Below are 15,137 nucleotides of genomic sequence, written 5' to 3' on the forward strand. Positions count from 1 at the left end.
CCTCTCCTGTTCCCGCATAAACGGTAAACAAGCCAGTATCTGCAAAAGAAGACGCAAAGCTGAAGACAGAATAACACAGGCCCCGTCGCTCTCTTAATTCTTGAAACAACCGGGAAGACATGCCGCCACCCAGCAAACCAGAAAGGATTTGGGATGTATAAAAATCATCATCGCCATAGGCGACACCAGGCACAGAGAGAGCAAAATGAATTTGCTCCAATTCTCTATTTTCCAAAAATTCGCCGCCCTTATACAGAGCAGTTTCCATATTTGTCGCGCCGTTGGTCGGGAGCTCACTGAAAGCTTGCTCGGCCATGCGAACCAATTCATCATGGTCAATGGCCCCGGAAGCGCTGAGAACCATTTTCGATGCCAGATAACGCTTCTTCATATAGCCGGAGATAGTGTCCCGCCCAAAACCACGGACTTTAGCCGAGGTCCCGAGGATGGACCGTCCCAAAGGTTGATCCGGATAGGCTGTTTCTTGCAAATGATCGAAGATGATATCGTCCGGTGTATCCTGAGTTTGTCCAATTTCCTGAACAATCACTTCTTTTTCGCGACCTAATTCCGTATCGTCAAAACTTGAATGTTGTAAGATATCCCCAAGAATATCCACAGCTAACGGGACGTCTGCTTTGAGCACGCGTGCAAAGTAAGCCGTCTGATCCCGACTGGTATAGGCATTGAGATGCCCGCCCACCGCTTCAATCACTTCTGCGATTTCCAAAGCAGACCGTTTTTCCGTTCCCTTAAATGCCATATGTTCCAAAACATGAGAAATGCCGTTTTCCGCCACGGTCTCATGACGGGCACCGGTATCTACCCACACCCCGACCGCCGCCGTCTCCAAACCGGGCATCGGATCTGAAATAACACGCAGACCGTTGCTCAATGTTGATACTTTTAAACTCATAGAATTTCTTTCAATTTAGGTGGCCTGTAAGATACGGGCTCTTTCCCTAATAAAGGATTTCACTGTGCCCAAGTCGTTGGGAAGTTGAACCAATCGCTCCTCACGATCGAATAAATCGGACAGATGGCTCGGTAATTCAGGATGTACACCTGTCGCCTTTTCAACCGCCTCAGGGAACTTGGCAGGATGGGCTGTGGCCAGGGTGACGAGCGGTGCAGCCGATTGGTTTTTGCACTCAGTACCGACGCTCAAACCCACCGCTGTGTGCGGGTCTACGAGCTTGACACTGTTTTGCAGCGTTTGCTGGATCATCTGCAATGTGTCTTCTTCATTGCAGCTGCCAGCGGAAAAAATACCCTCATTCAACAACGACATATTGACGGCAAACCCGCCCTCAGAATCAAGCTTTGCCATGAGGTCGCTGACCGCGGCGCCATCGCGACCATATAAATCGAATAAGAAGCGTTCGAAGTTGCTGGATACCTGGATATCCATGCTCGGGCTGATGGTCGAATCGACACTTGATTTGCGATATTCCCCGGAATTGAAGAACCGCGAAAGAATATCATTGCTGTTAGTGGCGACGATCAGCTGCTCGATGGGCAGTCCCATTTTGCTGGCGGCATAACCGGCATAAACATCCCCAAAGTTACCACTCGGCACAGAAAAAGATACTGCTCTGTCCGGCGATCCGAGGCTAACACCAACCGTAAAATAATAGACGATTTGGGCCATGACCCGCGCCCAGTTGATTGAATTTACAGCAGAAACCGCAAGTTCATCGCGAAATTCCAGATCATTGAACATGGCTTTGACCATGGCCTGACAGTCATCAAAATCGCCTTCAACGGCAATGTTATACACATTGCTGTCGAGGACCGTTGTCATCTGTCGCCGTTGTACGTCCGAGACACGTCCCGCTGGATGCAAAATAAAGATATCTACGGCATCCCGACCTCGACAGGCATCGATGGCGGCCGATCCCGTATCACCCGACGTGGCCCCAACGATTGTCACCCGTTTACCGCGGCTACTCAACAGATGGTCATATAGCAGCCCTAAAAGCTGCAGCGCCACATCCTTAAAAGCCAAGGTCGGGCCGTGATAAAGTTCCATCAGAAACTCATTGGATCCGAGCTGGCTGATTGGCACGACGGCCTGATGGGAAAAGCTGACATAGGCTTTCGCCGTCATAGCTTTGAAGTCGGCCTCTGAAATACAGTCGCCCAGAAACGGGAAGAGCAGAAACGCGGCCGCGTCGGCGTAATTCATGGACGCAAGTCCGCGAATTTCGTCCGCTGAAAATTGCGGCCATGTTTCCGGCACGTACAATCCGCCATCGCGGGCCAGCCCTGTCAGGACGACCTCATCAAAACTCAGAATTGGCGCCGTGCCGCGTGTGCTGATATAGCGCACCATTCTTCTCCATCAATTAACTCAAAAGGCGGGTGAGAGTAAGCATATGATCTCCCGGGACGCAAGCGCAGACTTGTCCAAAGCCGGCTTGTTCCATCATATTTCCATGATTTTCCTAGGTCGGGAGATAGCGGGCCTTCAAATGCGCTTTAAATGCCTCGGTATGAAGAGGATGCCCCGTCGCTGACTGCAGAATCTCATTGGTCGACTTAGAGCTGCCAGCCTCATGAATATTCTTGCGCAGCCAATTTACTAGCTCACTAAAATTTCCATCGCGAATTTGAGCCTGTAGTTTTTCTACACCCTCAAAAGCCGCCTGAAATATCTGAGCAGCGCCCAAAGCCCCCATTGTATATGTCGGGAAATAGCCGATGGCCCCACTCGGCCAATGAATATCCTGAAGGCATCCCATGCTATCATTTGGCGGTGTAATGCCCAGCAGATTCTGCATCTGGTCATTCCACGCACCGGGCAGATCCGCTATGGCAAGATCACCGGCGAACAGTGCTTTTTCCAATCGATAGCGTAAAATCACATGCAGCGGATAGGTTACTTCATCGGCATCAACCCGGATCATATCCGGTTTGACGTTCAAATACAGGCGTTGCAGATTTTCAATTTCCCAGGCGGGCCCGTCGCCTTTATACGCCAATTTCATTTTCGGCAGCGCATAGGATAGAAAATCATGCCCGCGGGACAATTGCATCTCCACAAGCAATGACTGGCTCTCATGAAGGGCCATGCCGCGTGCCAGCCCAACAGGCTGCGACCGCCATTTCGCGGGTAATCCCTGCTCATAAAGGGCATGCCCGGTTTCATGTAGCGTTCCCATCAGGCTCTGGGTAAAATCTTCGGTCACATACCGGGTCGTTAGCCGCACATCATCCGGAATACCACCCGTAAACGGATGATGGCTGATATCCAGGCGCCCATGATCGAAATCGAACCCCAACGCTGTCATGAAATCATGACCCACCTGTTTCTGGATCTCAATGGCAAACGGCCCCTCAGGCAAAATCAAATCCGGTCGGCTTTTCTGATGCTCGAGAACATCTTGTAGAAAACCTGGCAGGAAGGCGCCCAGATCGTCAAATAGTGCGTCTATGGTCGCGGACACACATCCGGGTTCATACTGATCCAACAACGCGTCATAGGGCGACACATTAAAAGCATCGGACTTGGCGTCGGCTATTTGCCGGGTCAGACTGACGACTTCTTCAAGGGACGGGACAAGGCTCGCGAAGTCATTATCTTCTCGCGCCGCCCGCCATTTCATTTCACAGGCCGAGGTCGCATGAGAATGCGCTTCGACCAAATCGGCATCCACTGCCGTCGCATGACGCCAGCTGTTCCACATTTCCTGAAGGTTCGCGCGTTGCCAGTCATCAAGATCGGCACAGTCGGCTTCCGCCTTATCCAGCAAGTCGCCGACAGCCGGATTTGTCAGAAGGTCATGAGCAAGAACGCCCAAGGTTGCCAACTGTTCTGCCCGTGCCGCGCTCCCACCATCTGGCATGATAACAGCACTGTCCCAATGGAGCATGGCCATGGCGCCCGAAAGGGCTGATTGCCGGGCGAATTTTTGTTCGAGTTGGGTGTAAGCGGACAAGGCCATCTTAGTCTTCACCATTCTGTCGGCCACGCTTGACGCCATACAAGACGAAGATGACCATCATAGCAATCGCCAAACCAATCCAGGTAAAGGCGTATTGAAAATGGTTGTTGGGTAGGGTCACGCGGGTCTGACCGCCAATCGGAAATCCGCCGGGGATCTCGGTCGCATCGACTTCAACGAAGACAGGGGCAACGTTCGTGCCGATATGCTCCCCCATGGCTTGCAATTCGCCATATAGCCAAACATTGGTTTCGGGATTGCTTTGCGGCATAAAGGACCATCCTTTGGCCCACGGTTTGCGCGCAATCCCGCTGACGGTCACTTCACCGCTAAACAGGCCCGCGGGTCGGTCTGAGGCTTCTTTCCGAGTTTCCGGCACCCATCCACGATTAACCAGGACAACATCCCCTTCGGCGTTGCGCCTGAGCGGCGTGATAACCTGAAAGCCTTTACGCCCCTTATCTGCATGGGAGAACAGATGCAGTTCATTTTCGTGATCGAAAACCCCGGTCACAATGACCCGGCGATACTGCCAGTCTTCAGGCACGATCTCCCCGGCAGGCAAGGGCACAGGCGCCGATGCAAGCTGCGTATTGATCTGCTCTACCAGATCAACTTTCCAGACATACCGGTTGATTTGCCAAATGCTTAACGCCAACAGTATTACAACGACCGGCACTGTAATTAATGTCGGGACGAGTCCAGGTGAGAATTTTTTCATGATTAGTAGCGCTTAACTTCCGAGCTGGCTTTATGTTTGAATTGCAAGGCAATGAGATAGGCCTTGGATGGTCTTAACAGACCGATACACATAATAAATATGGTCGGCAACCAGATTGTCAATTGCAACCAGTACGGCGGACTGAAAGTAAATTCTGTCCAGACCGCCAGTCCCGCGACGATAAAGCCGACAATCAGAATAATAAAGACGGCTGGGCCGTCCCCACTATTAACAGCCGCAAAATCCTGGCTACAAACAGAGCAGGCTTCCTGGAGATCTAGGAAGCCCTTAAAAAGTTTCCCCTTTCCGCAAACCGGGCATTTGCAGGTAAGCCCGGCGCGCAAAGGGGAAATAGTTTTTCCATACGAATGCGACATTCGTATTTTAGTTTAGGTCCATTCTGGTCCCGCACCCCACCAGTAAACAGCGAAGAAAAGAAACAGCCAAACCACGTCAACGAAATGCCAATACCAGGCCGCCGCTTCAAAACCAAAATGGTGGGTCGGCGTAAAGTGGCCTTTCATAGCCCGAAGCAAACAAACCAAAAGGAAGACCGTTCCGATGAAGACATGCGCACCATGGAAGCCGGTGGCCATATAGAATGTTGATGGATAAATCCCATCGGCGAAACCAAAGGCTGCGTGGCTATATTCATAAATCTGAACAGCGGTAAAACAGGCGCCCAGTATAACTGTGAGAACAAGTCCCTGAACCAGCCCCTTGCGATCTCCATGCTGCAAGGCATGATGCGCCCAGGTAACCGTGGTTCCGGACAAGAGCAGGATGAGTGTGTTCAATAGCGGAATATGCCAAGGATTGAAGGTTTGAATACCTTCTGGTGGCCAGACACCACCACCAACTTCCGTTGGGAATAGTCCCGCATTGAAATAGGCCCAGAACCAAGCAACAAAGAACATCACTTCCGAGGCGATAAACATGATCATGCCGTAGCGCAGGCCAAGCTGCACAACCGGTGTGTGGTGACCTTCATGTTCACCTTCCTTGACGACGTCTTTCCACCAAGTGAAAGCCGTATAGCAAAGGACAACAAATCCAATGATGAAAATCGCCATGCCGCCAGTGGCTTCATGCATCCACATTACTGCGCCGATGGCGGTTGCAAATGCGGCAAGTGACGCAAGCGCTGGCCATGGACTTGGGTCCACTAAGTGATAATCATGTTGTTTGGCGTGTGAATCAGCCATTCTTTAACTCCTGCAAATCGCCGGATCCCCTCCAGCTTATAGTTACTTAACGTTGAGCCAGCTAATTGACATTAACCGATTTTTTCTCTGTTTTAGCGGATACATCCACTTCTTCTTCCTCATCCTCACTTACGAAGAAAGTATAAGAAAGAGTAATTACGGTGACTTCTTTTGCATTCGGATCCAGGTCTATCTCCGGATCAACGAAAAATGTTACAGGCATATCTACCCGTTCGCCGGGCTTCAAGATCTGCTCGGTAAAGCAAAAGCAATCAATCTTCGTGAAATACTGACCTACTTTTTGTGGCGTCACATTAAAGGTCGCCGTTCCTTTGATGACCTTATCTGTCGGGTTGTAGGCTTCATAAAATGCCAGTCCGGTCTCGCCGACCTTCAAGGTCACCTTATGCTGAACCGGTTTGAAATCCCACGGCATGCCGCGGCTAGTATTGGCATCAAATTCTATGGTCATGGTGCGGTCCAGAACCACATCCGGCGCCATGCTCGCTTGCTGCGTGGTCCCGCCATATCCCGTCACACGGCAGAATAGATCATATAAAGGTACAGACGCATACGCCAGCCCTACCATTCCGGCCACGACACTGACCAGAACCAGGGCTAAACGTTTCGATTTTGTCTGCGTATCCTTCATTTTCCTTACGCGCCCGTCATTTTAACGACAGTAATAAAGTAGAACAACACAACCAATGCCAACAGGATGCCACCGACAATCCAGTTCCGGGTGCGCAATTTTTTCTTTCGATCATCTTCCGACATACTAAACAACGGCCTTCACCAGACTTTCGCCCAACAAGATGGCGAACAATAAAAAGAGGTATAATATGGAATAAGCAAAGAGCTGTTTTGCACTGCCCTCATCCTTCTTGGCATAGACCTTTATGGCCCCCAAAACGAAAAGCCCGCTCAGAATTGTCGCGCCGAAGCCGTAAAAGATCCCGGCATATCCGAGGAAATACGGCATAATCGCCACAGGAAAAAGCAGGATACTATAAAGAATTATTTGTTTACGGGTTGCCTCGCGCCCTGCAACAACGGGAAGCATTGGCACACCGGCTTTCGCATAGTCGATATCACGCCACAGCGACAGCGCCCAGAAATGCGGTGGGGTCCACATAAAAATTATCGCAAACAAGACCATGGATTCAACACTGACATCACCGCTAACCGCAGCCCAGCCAATCATCGGAGGGAAGGCACCTGCCGCGCCACCGATAACGATATTTTGTGGTGTCCGGCGTTTCAGCCACATGGTGTAAACAAAAACGTAAAAAGCGATGGTCACCGCCAAAAGAACCGCGGCCACATAATTGACGGCCAGCCCCATCAGAACGACGGAAGCAATGGACAATGTTGTTCCAAAGGCCAAAGCTTCGTTGGCGGTTACCCGGCCAGCCGGGATCGGACGCGCTTGCGTACGTTCCATGATCGCGTCGATATCCGCGTCATACCACATATTAATGGCGCCAGACGCGCCAGCCCCCACAGCAATACAGAGCAGCGCCGTAAAGGCCAGAACAGGATGGAGCGTACCAGGCGCAACAGCCATGCCAACCAATCCCGTAAACACCACAAGCGACATCACTCGCGGCTTCAGCAGCGCGAAATAATCGCTAACCCGCGCCGGTTCTGTTTGGGCGCGGGTTGAGATAGTTTCTTTTATGACGCTTGTGTCAGACACAAGTTACTCCTGTAAAAGCTTACTTGATGATCGGCAGTTCGTTGAACTGATGGAAAGGCGGAGGAGAAGACAATGTCCATTCCAACGTTGTTGCGCCTTCACCCCATGGGTTGTCCGCGGCCCGTTCACCGCGCATGAATGCGTGGATTACCGTAATCAGGAAGATTAGAACGCCAACCGCCGAAACATAGGAACCATAAGACGCAATCGCATTAAAGCCGGCGAAAGCATCCGGATAATCCGGAATACGACGTGGCATACCTGCCAACCCGAGGAAATGCATCGGGAAGAAGATCATGTTCACACCGATAAAGGTCACCCAGAAATGCAAATGAGCGAGTTTTTCGGAGTAGTTATACCCGGTCATTTTAGCGAACCAGTAATAGAACCCGGCGAAAATCGCAAACACGGCACCCAAACTCAGGACGTAATGGAAATGGGCAACAACATAATAGGTATCATGGAGGACCACATCCAATCCGGCATTGGCAAGAACCACACCCGTCACACCGCCGACGGTGAACAGAAAGATAAAGCCAAGCGCCCAAACCATAGGCGCCTTAAACTCGATCGAGCCACCCCACATTGTCGCAATCCAGGAGAAGATCTTAATGCCAGTCGGCACCGCGATTACCAAAGTTGCCACAAGGAAGTAGGCACGCGTATCGACATTCATCCCCACCGTATACATGTGATGGGCCCAGACGACGAAGCCAACGGCGCCAATGGCAACCATCGCATACGCCATGCCAAGATATCCGAACACCGGTTTATTACTGAACGTCGAGACAATCTGACTGATGATACCAAAGCCAGGAAGAATAAGAATATACACTTCCGGATGGCCAAAGAACCAGAAGAGATGCTGGAACAGGATCGGATCACCACCGCCTTCAGGGTTAAAGAAGGTTGTGCCGAAGTTCCGGTCCGTCAAAAGCATTGTGATGGCGCCCGCGAGAACCGGCAGCGACAAAAGCAGCAAAAACGCAGTAACCAAAACGGACCAAACAAAGAGCGGCATCCGATGCATTGTCATGCCCGGTGCCCGCATGTTGAAAATCGTCGTAATGAAGTTGATCGCACCCAGAATTGAGGATGCACCCGCCAAATGGAGGCTGAGGATACCAAAATCAACGGCCATGCCCGGATGTCCAATGCTAGACGACAGCGGCGGGTACATTGTCCACCCCCCACCAACACCGTCATTTCCAGCTGGGCCTTCAACAAAGATTGAAATCAGCAGCAGGCCAAGAGCCGGCGGCAACAACCAGAATGAAACGTTGTTCATCCGCGGGAACGCCATATCCGGCGCCCCTATCATCAACGGGACAATCCAGTTGCCGAAACCGCCAATCATCGCAGGCATCACCATGAAGAAGATCATGATCAGTCCATGACCGGTGACAAGAACGTTGAAGAAATGATAGTTACCGTCTAACAGTTGATCGCCGGGCAATTGCAATTCTGCCCGGATGATGACCGACATGGTACCGCCAATAATACCCGCGATCACCGCGAATATCAGATACATTGTTCCAATGTCTTTGTGGTTTGTCGAATAGACCCAACGCTTCCAGCCGGAAGGGGTATGTTCGTCGTGACCGGCCGCTGAACCGTATGCCATAATCTTTGCCTCTCGTTAACTTGTTATTGTGCGCTAGGGGATACGATTTGAGCGAATTTAATCGTCGGCGCACCGCCACTGGCGAATTCTTTTTTAGCTTCAACAAGCCATTTTGCGTAATCTTCTTTACTGACGGCTTTTACCATGATCGGCATAAATCCGTGGCGTGTACCGCAGAGCTCAGAACATTGACCGTAATAAACTCCGGTTTTTTCGATCCGCATCCAGGTTTCGTTCAACCGACCGGGAACCGCATCCATTTTCACACCCAATGCAGGCATGGCCCAGGCATGCAGCACGTCTTCAGCCGTCACAAGAATTCGGATGTTAGTATCAATCGGCAGGACGATAGCATTGTCTGTTGCGAGCAGGCGAGGTTGACCAGGTTTCAACTCATCTTCTTCAAGCATAACGGCTTCGAAGGTCAAATCCTCTTCGTCTGTGTATTCGTATCCCCAATACCATTGATAGCCAATCGCCTTGATGGTCATATCCGGTGTCTCGATCCGGTCTCCGTAATAGAGCAACTTCAGGGACGGGATCATGATCACTATCAAAATCATAATTGGAACCACAGTCCAGAGAATTTCGATCAGAGTGTTATGGGACGTTTTTGAGGGAGTTGGATTGGCTCTCTTATTGAACCGCAGCATTACATAAATCAGCAGCAACAAAATGAAGACGGTAATTATGCTGATGATCCAAAGGAGCATGTCATGAAAGACCTGCTGATCCGCCGCCACCGGTGAAAAAGCTTCCTGTAAATCCAGCTGCCAAGGGAAAGGTTGCCCTTGCTCCGCCGTTGCGCTTCCCATCGTCAATAATGTCACCGCGCTGGCGGTGAAAAGTGCGACAAGTTTTCTAACCATACCCATCTCTAATTCCCGTTCTTAATCACTTACGTGCATGTCCACCCAAATCTGATTGCCACTATACCCGCAGCCGGACAAATTTTGGACAGTTTTTTGATTTATACTCAGTCTCTTGATGCAAATCAAAAATGTTTACATTTAGCTGCGCGGGAAACTACACCACGGATACAGCAAAGAACAAGCCTAAGACTGCATAATAAATGCCATCTTGAACCAACTGCGTCTTGCATATCACACTGCTGATTTGTAATCGGCAATGATATCAACAACTTAAGTAATGAGTTCTGGGTCTTGCAATTTTAAGGACTGCAAATGGTAATCAGGATTTTTTTTCAAGCCATTGTGACACTTTGTCACACCATCTTTGTAAGATGCCGGAGAATTTATCTAGAATCTTTTTACTTACCCGTTCTGCATCTCGACAATTGGCTACAAAAGGCACATATTCACAGCATATTCAAACTGACGAAAAGTATCTGGAGTTTCCTTTATGACCGATGTAACGACTGCAAATCAGATGTTCTTTGATCCGACAAATATGGATCGGGGAGCCGTGGAAGATCTGGTCTCAGACGCTCTCAAAGATGCGGATGACGGAGAACTTTATCTAGAGTACCGGCAATCAGAGGGATTTTCCTTTGATGACGGCCGTCTAAAAAGCGCCAGTTTCGATACAACACAAGGCTTTGGGTTGCGCGCTGTCGTAGGCGAAGCTACTGGCTTCGCCCATGCTTCCGAATTGAGCGAGCAGGCCATTAAAAACGCGTCAACCACTGTTCGTGCCGTGCAAACTGGCCGAAGTGGACAGATCGCTTTGGCGCCCGCTGGTGCCAACCGGGCTCTTTACAGCGACGAAAACCCGCTGACCGAGATCCCGTTTGATGCGAAAGTCAAAGCACTGGCCGAGATTGATGCCTATGCGCGCGCGAAGGATAATCGAGTGGTGCAAGTCTCCGCGTCTCTTGCTGGATCTTGGCAGGGTATCGAGATTATTCGTTCTGGAGGAGAACGGTCCGGCGATATTCGTCCTTTAGTGCGTCTGAATGTCTCAGTTGTGGTGGAAAAAGACGGCCGCCGGGAAACCGGTAGCCATGGAATGGGCGGCCGGACTGGATATGATTTCTATTTGGAAGAGGAAACGTGGAAATCGGCAGTTGATGAAGCTTTAAGACAAGCGGTTGTTAATCTCAGCTCAGTCGATGCACCCGCCGGGGAAATGGACGTTGTCCTCGGCCCCGGATGGCCCGGAATTATCCTGCATGAAGCTATTGGTCATGGCCTTGAAGGAGATTTCAATCGCAAAAAAACATCCGTCTTTTCAGACCTCATCGGCGAGCGCGTAGCTGCCCCGGGCGTTACAGTGGTCGATGACGGCACTCTCCCCGACCGTCGTGGCTCACTCAGTATCGACGATGAAGGAACAGCTACCTCATCAACAACCCTTATTGAAGACGGGATCCTTGTCGGATATATGCAGGACCGTCAAAACGCCCGCCTAATGGGCGTCGAACCAACAGGCAACGGCCGACGAGAAAGCTTTTCGCATATGCCCATGCCGCGCATGACCAATACCTACATGCTGGGCGGTGACCGGGACCCTGAGGAAATTCTCAAATCCGTCAAAAAAGGCCTGTTCACCGCGAACTTTGGCGGCGGGCAAGTTGATATCGTGTCTGGCAAGTTTGTTTTCTCCTGCACCGAGGCCTATCTCATTGAAGATGGGAAAATAACCTCGCCAGTAAAAGGCGCAACCCTCATCGGTACCGGCAGCGAAGCCTTGAAAAAAGTCACCGCTATCGGAAATGATATGGCCCTTGATAGCGGCATCGGGACATGCGGCAAAGCCGGACAAAGCGTACCGGTCGGCGTAGGTCAACCCACTATGCTGATTGAAGGGCTGACAGTTGGTGGTACGGCGAGCTAGTTTAACGGAGTAACATCATGGGGTGGGACCGACGTATTTTTCTGCCCATATGCCTTGTTGCCTCAATGGCAACATCATGGGTCGTTGCTGAAGACTGGTTACCGCCCGGCAGCACAACGGAAATGGCCGGCGTAAAGCCGGCCGAACTTCTGGATAGTTCCAAGGAAATAACAAATGAAATCCTGCTTGGCCGGTTGCTTTTCCGCAGCCCCAGCATACTCGGCGAGAAGGCTATCCGTATCGGTATGTCCTGCGATAGCTGCCATACGAATGGACATGTAAATACAAGCTTTTACATTGAAGGATTATCGGATCGCCCCGGGCGAATAGACGTTAGTCATCGTTTCTGGCAGGCTGGTTTTGAAGACAACGTCGATAATCCCATCGATATTCCCAGCCTTAGAAATATCCAAAGCAAAACCAAATTCGGTACCCAAGTTATCCTTCCGGATTTATCTGCCTTTACAAGACATGTCATTTCCACAGAATTTGCAGGGCCTTTAGTTTCCGAAGACGAGATGAAGGCTCTTCTATCTTACATGAGTTCATTGGATATCAATGGGTTAGATATTTCATATATATATGCTGAAACCGGTATAGACAGCCCTTATGCGAGCTTGTTCATGAATCCGATAAAGGTTCAGGATTTTCAACGCATCGATACTCTTGTTGATCTTGTGCGGGCAGATCTTGGCCGACAGGTTACAGATGACACGCTAGAAGAGATCAAGGCAAGGATTCGTTTATTGACGTCCTTGCGTGGTGCTGCCGCAGCCGGCAACTATGAGAATGCAGCTGCTTTTCTGGATCAACTCAACCGCTAGAACTTGCTAATAAGCATATTCTGAGAACGCCGGATCGGTTGACTCATTCCATTCCGCATAAAATTTAGCTAGCATTTCGTCTGCCGGTGTCATGCCCGTTTCAACCGTTGTTTTCAACGCATTCAGAAAGTGGGTTTCATCTTCACCGAAGCTGTCTAGCCTCTTTCGCGCTTTCAAACCGTCTGTGGCGATATCCAGCACATCAGACGCCAACTCGCGCATCGTCCGCCCGTCAGGTGTTTTCGTCTTCAGGGCGTGGGTAATGACGTCTTCGCGCATCCGATGGCGATCTTCAACCGTCCAGTCTTTGACCAAACTCCAGGCGCTTTCAAGTGCCGCGTCGTTATACAAAAGACCAACCCAAAACGCCGGCAATGCGCAAAGTCGGCGCCACGGACCGCCGTCGGCACCACGCATTTCCAGGAACCGTTTCATACGGACTTCCGGGAATAGTGTTGTAAGATGGTTATCCCAATCCACAAAATTTGGACGCTCGCCCGGCAGCGCCGGTAATTTGCCGTCCATAAAATCACGAAAAGATTGCCCGCTGGCATCGATATACGTTCCGTTGCGATACACAAAATACATCGGAACATCTAGCGCGTAATCTACATATTGCTCGAAGGAAAAGCCGTCCTCGAAGACCCAAGGTAACATACCGGTGCGATCTGGATCCGTATCTGTCCAGATAAAGCTACGATGGCTCAAATGACCGTTTGGCCGCCCTTCGGTGAAGGGGGAATTAGCAAACAAAGCCGTCGCAAGAGGTTGAAGCGCCAAGCTTGTTCTAAATTTCTTGATCATATCCGCTTCTGATCTGTAATCCAGATTAACCTGGACAGTACAGGAACGAAACATCATATCACGCCCGTGTTGGCCACGCTTCGGCATATAGTCCCGCATAATTTGATAGCGACCTTTAGGCATGATCGGAGTTTCGTCCAATGTCCATTTAGGGCTAAATCCAAGGCCTAAAAACCCAACGCCGATTTCGTCACCAACTTCGCGCACTTGCGCAAGATGATTATGCACCTCGCTACATGTTTGATGTAAATTCTCAACAGCGGCGCCAGAAAGTTCGAGTTGCCCTCCTGGTTCCAGGCTGACGGAACAACCTTCCATTGTTAGGGCGATTACGTTATCGCCTTCATAATCCGGCTGCCAACCAAACCGTTGTAGTCCTTCAAGCATTGCTTGAATACCACTAGGGCCTTCATAGGGAAGTGGCTCCAAGGTATCTAATTTGAAGCCGAATTTTTCATGCTCTGTGCCAATACGCCATTTCTCTGGCGGCTTGTTTCCGCTTTCGGCAAACTCGACAAGTTGGGTTTTATTCGCGATTTCATTCGCGTTACCTGTTGCAGGACCGGACATCTCTTCCCCTTATTATTCGATGGCCGGGCAACACGCCCCTCGTCCGGCCTTGATTACTTGAATTAATGAATTGCATCGACGGCTTCAAGTCCAAAGTTCGAAAACTATCGAACAATGCGTCAATTCAACGATGATTAAGGCATCTTTACCAGTCTCCACAGGTCGCCTGTAGAATCGATAAGCCCGCGATTACTGCGGTTTCTGCACGCAAAATACGCGGCCCAAGAGATATGGCAACGGTATTTTCGCGAGATGAAATAAAATCACCTTCTTCTTCTGTAAAACCACCTTCCGGACCAGTTATCATCGCCCATTTTCGATTTTCACTGAATTGTGGCAACACATCGAGCGCCATATTTCCCGATCTCCGTTCATCACAGAAAATGAGTATCCGGTCGGGCGCCAGAGATTCTAACGCGACCTCAAGCTTCACCGCATCATGAATAGCCGGAAGGTTTAATCGCTCACATTGCTCCGCCGCTTCGAGTGCCTGCAATTCAAGTTTATCCTTTTTAAGACGCTCTGAATTTGTCCGCCTGGTCAGAACTGGTTGTATTTCAGCGACGCCCAGTTCAGTAGCTTTTTGAACAATCATATTGGTTTGTATTTTTTTAACCGGCGAAAACAAAAGGTGGATATCTGGTTCTTTTTCCTGAAAACGCAACTGCTCAGTTATATGGACCAAACAATGATTTTTGTGAACTTCCTGCAAAACACCAAGCCATTCGCCGTCGCGACCGTTAAAAAGAGATACTTTTTCACCCTCCGAGCGCCGCATGACGGTGGCAATGTAGTGGGACTGTGATTTGTCCAGAACGACGCCCAGATCTTGCCCAAGATTGCTTGTCACAAAAAGCCGGACAGAATATTGTTTCGTTTTCATGGAGACGCCCAAATAAGAGTTTCAAGAATTTAATATTGCGGCAAAAGCCGATTGATGTCATCTC

The 15,137-nt window shown here is 50.1% G+C and carries 14 protein-coding genes; 2 read left to right on the forward strand and 12 right to left on the reverse strand.

Annotated features, from left to right (window positions below):
• The 10 genes from V7723_RS06865 to coxB all read right to left on the reverse strand — a co-directional run.
• A partial coding sequence (locus V7723_RS06865; RefSeq protein ID WP_335683706.1) for a M16 family metallopeptidase occupies positions 1-916 on the reverse strand: 916 nt, incomplete at its 3' end.
• A gap of 15 nt (positions 917-931) precedes the next feature.
• Positions 932-2,332: a threonine synthase gene (gene thrC, locus V7723_RS06870; protein ID WP_443024201.1), complete on the reverse strand. Its 1,401-nt coding sequence runs from the start codon at positions 2,330-2,332 to the stop codon at positions 932-934.
• Between the two features lie 115 nt (positions 2,333-2,447).
• On the reverse strand, positions 2,448-3,962 hold the full coding sequence (locus V7723_RS06875; protein ID WP_335683708.1) for a carboxypeptidase M32: 1,515 nt from the start codon (positions 3,960-3,962) through the stop codon (positions 2,448-2,450).
• Entirely contained in the window at positions 3,949-4,668 is a 720-nt protein-coding gene (locus V7723_RS06880; protein ID WP_335683709.1) for an SURF1 family protein, read from the reverse strand. The genes V7723_RS06875 and V7723_RS06880 overlap by 14 nt, the downstream gene beginning before the upstream one ends.
• Positions 4,669-4,670: 2 nt before the next feature.
• Entirely contained in the window at positions 4,671-5,045 is a 375-nt protein-coding gene (locus V7723_RS06885) for a DUF983 domain-containing protein (RefSeq protein ID WP_335683710.1), read from the reverse strand.
• A 12-nt stretch (positions 5,046-5,057) separates the two neighbouring features.
• Complete coding sequence (locus V7723_RS06890) at positions 5,058-5,873, reverse strand: cytochrome c oxidase subunit 3 (protein ID WP_335683711.1); 816 nt, start codon at positions 5,871-5,873, stop codon at positions 5,058-5,060.
• A gap of 61 nt (positions 5,874-5,934) precedes the next feature.
• Positions 5,935-6,525, reverse strand: coding sequence for a cytochrome c oxidase assembly protein (locus V7723_RS06895; protein WP_335683712.1), 591 nt, complete (start codon positions 6,523-6,525; stop codon positions 5,935-5,937).
• Between the two features lie 126 nt (positions 6,526-6,651).
• A complete protein-coding gene (locus V7723_RS06900) occupies positions 6,652-7,572 on the reverse strand; it encodes a heme o synthase (RefSeq protein WP_335683713.1) in 921 nt (306 codons plus the stop codon).
• Between the two features lie 19 nt (positions 7,573-7,591).
• A complete protein-coding gene (gene ctaD, locus V7723_RS06905) occupies positions 7,592-9,196 on the reverse strand; it encodes a cytochrome c oxidase subunit I (protein ID WP_335683714.1) in 1,605 nt (534 codons plus the stop codon).
• A 23-nt stretch (positions 9,197-9,219) separates the two neighbouring features.
• Positions 9,220-10,071, reverse strand: a complete 852-nt coding sequence (gene coxB / locus V7723_RS06910; protein WP_335683715.1) for a cytochrome c oxidase subunit II — start codon at positions 10,069-10,071, stop codon at positions 9,220-9,222.
• A 487-nt stretch (positions 10,072-10,558) separates the two neighbouring features.
• On the opposite strand from coxB, the gene tldD reads away from it, so the two are divergent.
• Both tldD and V7723_RS06920 read left to right on the forward strand, forming a co-directional pair.
• Positions 10,559-11,992 carry a metalloprotease TldD gene (gene tldD / locus V7723_RS06915; protein WP_335683716.1) on the forward strand — a complete coding sequence of 478 codons (1,434 nt, stop codon included), beginning with the start codon at positions 10,559-10,561 and terminating at the stop codon, positions 11,990-11,992.
• Positions 11,993-12,009: 17 nt separating this feature from the next.
• Entirely contained in the window at positions 12,010-12,816 is an 807-nt protein-coding gene (locus tag V7723_RS06920) for a hypothetical protein (RefSeq protein WP_335683717.1), read from the forward strand.
• A gap of 6 nt (positions 12,817-12,822) precedes the next feature.
• Here V7723_RS06920 and V7723_RS06925 read toward each other — a convergent pair whose 3' ends face one another.
• Both V7723_RS06925 and V7723_RS06930 read right to left on the reverse strand, forming a co-directional pair.
• On the reverse strand, positions 12,823-14,190 hold the full coding sequence (locus V7723_RS06925) for a glutamate--cysteine ligase (protein ID WP_335683718.1): 1,368 nt from the start codon (positions 14,188-14,190) through the stop codon (positions 12,823-12,825).
• A gap of 145 nt (positions 14,191-14,335) precedes the next feature.
• Complete coding sequence (locus V7723_RS06930; RefSeq protein WP_335683719.1) at positions 14,336-15,073, reverse strand: 16S rRNA (uracil(1498)-N(3))-methyltransferase; 738 nt, start codon at positions 15,071-15,073, stop codon at positions 14,336-14,338.
• Positions 15,074-15,137: the final 64 nt, after the last annotated feature.

It is taken from the genome of Sneathiella sp., from assembly GCF_036960985.1.
Taxonomy (GTDB): Bacteria; Pseudomonadota; Alphaproteobacteria; order Sneathiellales; family Sneathiellaceae; genus Sneathiella.